4 protein-coding genes and 3 tRNA genes are annotated in these 6,139 nt (G+C 65.1%); 6 read left to right on the forward strand and 1 reads right to left on the reverse strand.

What is annotated here, in order from left to right:
• Nucleotides 1–322: 322 nt before the first annotated feature.
• Complete coding sequence (locus AC5P6X_RS17615; protein ID WP_088435872.1) at nucleotides 323–3,061, reverse strand: TonB-dependent receptor plug domain-containing protein; 2,739 nt, start codon at nucleotides 3,059–3,061, stop codon at nucleotides 323–325.
• 170 nt (nucleotides 3,062–3,231) lie between these two features.
• On the opposite strand from AC5P6X_RS17615, the gene AC5P6X_RS17620 reads away from it, so the two are divergent.
• From AC5P6X_RS17620 to AC5P6X_RS17645, 6 genes are all read left to right on the forward strand, one after another.
• Nucleotides 3,232–4,251 (forward strand): cyanophycinase, encoded by a 1,020-nt coding sequence (locus tag AC5P6X_RS17620; protein WP_049450188.1) that lies wholly within the window; start codon nucleotides 3,232–3,234, stop codon nucleotides 4,249–4,251.
• Nucleotides 4,252–4,356: 105 nt separating this feature from the next.
• Nucleotides 4,357–5,373, forward strand: a complete 1,017-nt coding sequence (locus AC5P6X_RS17625) for an isoaspartyl peptidase/L-asparaginase family protein (protein ID WP_088435873.1) — start codon at nucleotides 4,357–4,359, stop codon at nucleotides 5,371–5,373.
• 137 nt (nucleotides 5,374–5,510) lie between these two features.
• A tRNA-Tyr gene (locus AC5P6X_RS17630) sits at nucleotides 5,511–5,596 on the forward strand.
• A 24-nt stretch (nucleotides 5,597–5,620) separates the two neighbouring features.
• A tRNA-Gly gene (locus AC5P6X_RS17635) sits at nucleotides 5,621–5,694 on the forward strand.
• A 49-nt stretch (nucleotides 5,695–5,743) separates the two neighbouring features.
• Nucleotides 5,744–5,819, forward strand: a tRNA-Thr gene (locus tag AC5P6X_RS17640).
• A 41-nt stretch (nucleotides 5,820–5,860) separates the two neighbouring features.
• Nucleotides 5,861–6,139, forward strand: a 279-nt coding sequence (locus tag AC5P6X_RS17645; protein ID WP_256727511.1) for a GTP-binding protein, incomplete at its 3' end; no start/stop codon positions are given.

Here is a 6,139-nt window from a genome sequence, read left to right on the forward strand (position 1 = left end):
CCACGCTTCGAAACGCCTGCGGTGCAATGCTCACAACTACTTGTCCACACCTAGTTCCCATCGCTTTCCACGGCGCATGTGGAAAACCCGGATTCTGTCTGGACAAAAAATTGCCACCCTTCGAAACCATTGCAATGCGTGGCTCGCAGGGACTTGTCCACACCAAACCCCCATCGCTTTCCACGTGCGGTGTGGAAAACCCCGGGCGGGTGCGCGGCAACGAATGCCCACCAAGGTGGGCATCTACCGGGTACGGTGTGCATGAACAACAAGGCCCGCCAGTGGCGGGCCTTGTTGTCCACGTTCTGCAATACGGTGTGCCTTACAGCGCGCTGCCACCGAACTTGTGGGTGTACTGCAGGTTGATGGTGCGGCCGACGCTGTCGAACCAGGACACGTCGTAGTACGGATACGCGGTGTAGGTGGCATCCTTCGGCGGCATCTTGTTGAACACGTTGACCACCGACAGCGACAGGCGCGAATGGTCGTCGAAGCGATACTGCACCGAGGCGTTGTAGCGGTAGGTCGCCTTCACGTAGGGGCTGTCACCGCTTTCCCAGTCGAATGACTGGTCGTAGTTGTCCGAGGTCGGCAGCTTGCCCAGGCGCGAACCGTAGATCGTGGCCGACCACGCGTCCTTCTCCCAGGTCACGCTCAGGCTGGTCTTGGTGCGCGGGATGTCGAATCCGCTGTTGACCGCGAACTGGTCCAGGGTCGGATCGCCGGGGTAGCGCTGGAAATCGTGCTTCTTCACCCAGGTGTGGGTGCCATTGAGGATGAAGTCGCCGATACCGGTCTGCAGGCGGTAGCGCAGGCCGACGTCGATGCCGGAGGTCGACTCGCGGGCGACGTTGATCGGCGCCACGCGCACGCCGTACAGGCGGCCGTCGCTGGTACGGGTGATGCGGTCGAGCGCGTCCACGCAGGTCGGCGAATTGATGTCGGCACTGCCGAGCCGGCAGTTCGCTTCGTTGGCCAGGAGGGTGCGCACATCCATGTCCTGCACCTGCTTGCGCATGTCGATGTCGAACCAGTCCACCGACAGGTCCAGGCCGATCGCCGGCGACCAGACCAAGCCTGCACTCCACGAGGTGCTGGTTTCCGGGTCGAGCTGGCGGTTGCCGGTGCGGCTGCGGATCAGGTTGCGCTCGTAGTCGGAACAGTCGCTGGCGCCATCGGCGCGGCAGCTGTACAGGTCTTCGGCGGTGGTCTCGTCGTTGCCCGGTCCGGCGAACACGTAGTGCAGGTCCGGCGCGCGGAACGCAGTGCCATACGAACCGCGCACCAGCAGCGTGTCGATCGGGCGCCATTCCAGACCGCCGCTCCAGGTCGCCTTGCCGATGGTGTGGCCGGAATAGCGGTACTGGTCGTAGCGGCCGGCCACGCTCAGGTTGATCGTCTCGTGCAGCGGCATGCGCAGCTCGGCGGCGGTCGCCCAGCGGTTGCGCGAGCCCTGGCCGTCCGAATCCTTCCAGCTGTAGTAGTAGTACTGGGTGGCCAGCGGATCGGGATTCAGCGCATAGGCCTGCTGGCCCACTTCCACGGTCGCGGCGAACCCGGCATCACCGCCCGGCAGGCCGAACAGCGCGGAATTGGTCAGCGTGAATGCAGCCGTCTCGGTGCGCGACTTCGGCGAATAGGTAGTGCGTGCGGCAATCGAATCGTACTCGGCGCGGGTCAGCGGCCGGTACAGCCGCGACGGGTCCGCGTTGTAGATCGGGAAACCGTCGTCGTCCACGCCCAGCTGCGGGCCCAGGAACAGGTCATTGGCCTTGGCGGCGATGATCTGCGCCCAGCTGATCCGCGACTGGTACTGAGAATGGCTCAGCGCCGCTTCGTAGTCCCAGTTGCCGGCCAGATTGCCCTTGAAGCCGGTGGTCACGCTGAAGGTCTTCTGCGTGCTGCGTACCATCGCATTGCGCAGGCCCCCCATTTCCTCGGGTGAGAACTGGCGCTGCCAGAACTCGATCTCGCCGGTGGCCTGGTTGTTGAAGTAGCCCGACTCATCGCCATTGGCGTCCATGCGGCCCCACTTGGTGACGTCGCGCATCAGCGACATCGTGTGGTAGCCCAGCTGCACATCGGCGAACCATTGCTGGCCGTTGTCGAAGTCGTAGCTCAGCGAGGCGTAGCCATTGGCGCCGCGGCGCTTGCTGAGGATGGTGCCGTAGCCGATCGAGCTGTCGCTGCCGCAGTAGTAACCGTAGCGCGGGCGGTAGGCGCGGTAGGTGCTGCCCTGGTTCTGCCCGGCCAGCGCTTCGCAGGTGGCCGCGCCCGGATCCAGGTAGTCGTCGTTGTAGTCCGTACGCAGGTAAGCGCGGCGGGCGATGCGCGAGCCCTCGGTGGGGCCGTCCTGGGTCGAATCCTGGATGTCGCGCTCATAGGCCCACAGCGGAGTCTGCGACTGCAGCTCGACGCTGTACACGGCGTTGAAGTTGCCGCGGCTGAAGCCGCTGGCCAGGCTCATGTCGAACGACTCGCCACCGCCTTCGCTGGTGGTGCCCATGCGCATGTCGATCGTGGTGCCGTCGGCCTTCTTCTTCAGGATGAAGTTGACCACGCCGGCGATCGCGTCCGAGCCGTAGATGGCCGAGGCGCTGCCGGTCAGCACTTCGATGCGCTCGATCATCCCCAGCGGGATGTTGGAGACATCGGTGAAGTTGCTGCGGCCCTTGAACGGCATCGGGAAGTCGGCGATGCGGCGGCCATTGACCAGCACCAGCGTGTGGTTCGGGCCCAGGCCGCGCAGGTCCACCTGCTGGGCGCCCGGCGAGAAGTCGGCGCCGCTGGAAGACTGCTGGCTCTGGGTCTCACCGCCGTTCTGGGTCATTGCACGCAACACGTCCGGCACGCTGGTGAAGCCGCTGGAGCGGATCTGTTCGGCGTTGATCACCGTGATCGGGGCGGGGCCTTCCACCTGGGCGCGCGGAATGCGCGAACCGGTGACCTGCACCGCATCCAGTTGTTGAACCGAGGAGGAAGCCGGTGCCTGGGCCGCCGCGGAAGCAGCCACGCCCATCAACGCCAGCTGGATCGACCACGCCATCGCCTTTCTACGCATGAGGAATTCTCGGAAATGAAGCCGGCCCGCAGAGGAGGGGCCCTGTCCCCCATTCAGATTTCCGGAACGGGCGCGCGCATTTAACGCCTTTTTCATGTCCTTGACTACTGGGTCCCTATCTGGCAAAGAGTGGAAACGCTTGCAAGTCGATTTTGTTCAGGGAGATCAAGATGCGACGCCTCCATCGGACCCTGCCTGCCCCCTTCGCCTGGCTGGCGCTGCTGGTCTTGGCCGTGCCGTTGGTCGCCCTTGCGCAGGACCTGCAGGGCCCGGGCTTCGCCTACTACGAAGCCGGCGATCTCGACGCGCCCCGGCCCGGTCCGCGCGCACCGGCCATGATGCTGATGGGCGGTGGCGAATGGGTGCCGGAGGCCTTCCACTGGTGGCTGAAGCAGGCTGGCAATGGCCGCGTGCTGATCCTGCGCGCTTCTGGCAGTGATGAGCTGCAGGACCGCCTGTACCGCGAGATCGGCGGTACCACCGCAGTGCAGACGCTGGTCTTCGACAGCCGCCGCGGCGCCGACGATCCGGCCGTGCTGCGCGTGGTTGCCGCAGCTGATGCCATCTTCATTGCCGGTGGTGACCAGTCGCGCTACATCCGCTTCTGGAAGGGCACTGCGCTCAACCGCGCGCTGAACGCCCATGTGCGCGCTGGCAAGCCGATTGCCGGTACCAGTGCGGGGCTCGCCATCCTCGGTGGCTATGCCTACGGCGCGATGGACGGCGGCAGCATCACCTCTGCCGGCGCCCTGGCGGACCCGATGGGCAGCGCGGTGACCATGGACAGCGGCTTCCTGCAGATGCCCTACCTGCAGCGCGTGGTCACCGACACCCACTTCGACAAGCGGGACCGGCTCGGTCGCCTGATCGTGTTCGTGGCGCGCGCTGCCCAGGACAGTGGCGACCCCGACATCGTCGGCATCGGCGTCGACGAGGACACCGCCCTGTGCGTGGAGCCCGATGGCCAGGCGCAGGTCTACAGCGCTGATGGCGAGGGCAAGGTCTGGGTGGTCAGCCCTGGCCGCGATGCCGACCGCCTGGTCGAGGGCGAGCCGCTACGCTTCCGCGCGGTGCCGGTAACGGTGGTCGCCAGCGGCAGCCGCATGCGCCTGGATGACGTCCAGGCCGAGGCCGACTACCAGGCCGTGGCCGACGTCAGCGATGGCGAGCTTGAGTTCACGCTTCGGTAGTGCCGGCCGCTCGCCGGCAACCCACCTTCCCTGATACGCCCCCCGCCGGCCAGCGGCCGGCACTACCCTGCAATCCATTCCCCGTTACTGCTGGAGACGTATCCGATGAAACTGCGCCTGGCGCTGTCTGCGCTGCTGTCCCTGCCCATGCTTGCCCAGGCCGCATCGGCCGCTTCACCGCTGCTGGTCATCCACGGCGGCGCCGGCGTCGAGCGCAAGGACCTGTCGCCGGCCGAGGAAAAGGCCGCACGTGACGCGCTGCGGGCGGCACTGCTGAAGGGTCATGCGGAACTGGCGGCGGGGCGCCCCGCGCTGGCCGCAGTCACCGCCGCGATCACCGTGCTGGAGGACGATCCCACCTTCAACGCCGGCAAGGGCGCAGTGTTCACCCACGACGGCCGCAACGAGCTGGATGCGGCGGTCATGGATGGCGCGAACCAGGCGGCGGGCGCGGTGGCGGGCGTGCAGCGGGTGCGCAACCCGATCCTGCTGGCGCAGACCGTGATGCAGAAATCCCGCCACGTGATGATGGTCGGGCAGGGCGCCGAAGCCTTCGCGGCCGAGCAGGGCATTCCTCTGGTCGATCCCTCCTACTTCCGTACAGAGAAGCGCTGGCAGCAGCTGCAGCGCGCGCTGAAGGAAGAGGCCAGCGGCCAGGCGCATGCCGACCTGGAGACTGCAAAGCACTTCGGTACCGTTGGTGCGGTCGCATTGGACGCGCAGGGGCATCTGGCCGCCGGTACCTCCACCGGGGGCATGACCAACAAGCGCTACGGCCGGGTGGGTGACTCGCCGATCATCGGTGCCGGCACCTGGGCCGACGCACGCTGCGCGGTGTCCGGCACCGGGTGGGGCGAGTACTACATCCGCACTGCGGCCGCGCACGAGATCTGCGCGCGCATGCGCTACCAGGGGCAGAGCCCGGAGCAGGCCGGCAAGGGCGTGATCAACGAGACGATTCCGCAGATGGGCGGCGACGGCGGTGCGATCGTGCTCGGCGCAGACGGAAAAATGGCCACGCCGTTCAACACCCAGGGCATGTATCGGGGCTGGATCGGCGGCGACGGCGTCCCTCATGTCGCAATTTTCGCCAACGAGACCCTGCCGGTCCCAGGGCAATAACCTTGCGTATCAATGGGTTTGCGACAGCGTGTGAAAAAAATGGAAAAAAGCGTTGACAGCCCCCCGTCCCATCAGCAGAATAAGCGGCTCACCACCACACACCGCAACGCTTCGGCGGCAACGGAATGGGGTGGTAAGGAGGGATACCCAAGCGGCCAACGGGGGCAGACTGTAAATCTGCTGGCTTACGCCTTCGGTGGTTCGAATCCACCTCCCTCCACCAGTTTCACGTTGTGACATTCCCGGCGCGGGAGTAGTTCAATGGTAGAACCTCAGCCTTCCAAGCTGATGGTGCGGGTTCGATTCCCGTCTCCCGCTCCATTGAATGAACTTTGAATATTATCGAGTTCATGTCATAATGCAAAACTCGGCTCACGTAGCTCAGTCGGTAGAGCACTTCCTTGGTAAGGAAGAGGTCGAAGGTTCGATTCCTTTCGTGAGCACCATCTTAAGCATCACCTCTCAGACGAATTCGAGATAAGCAGCCATGGCCAAGGGTAAGTTCGAGCGCACCAAGCCGCACGTCAACGTCGGCACCATCGGTCACGTCGACCACGGCAAGACCACGCTGACCGCCGCACTGACCAAGATCGGTGCCGAGCGCTTCGGTGGCGAGTTCAAGGACTACTCCTCGATCGACGCCGCTCCGGAAGAAAAGGCTCGTGGTATCACGATCTCGACCGCGCACGTCGAATACGAATCCCCGGTCCGTCACTACGCCCACGTCGATTGCCCGGGCCATGCTGACTACGTCAAGAACATGATC

It is taken from the genome of Stenotrophomonas sp. YJH_SMC_40 (assembly GCF_059368615.1).

Coding starts and splice junctions, on each gene's coding strand:
- AC5P6X_RS17615 (WP_088435872.1), bottom strand. CDS start 3,061: ATGCGTAGAAAGGCGATGGCGTGGTCGATCCAGCTGGCGTTGATGGGC.
- AC5P6X_RS17620 (WP_049450188.1), top strand. CDS start 3,232: ATGCGACGCCTCCATCGGACCCTGCCTGCCCCCTTCGCCTGGCTGGCG.
- AC5P6X_RS17625 (WP_088435873.1), top strand. CDS start 4,357: ATGAAACTGCGCCTGGCGCTGTCTGCGCTGCTGTCCCTGCCCATGCTT.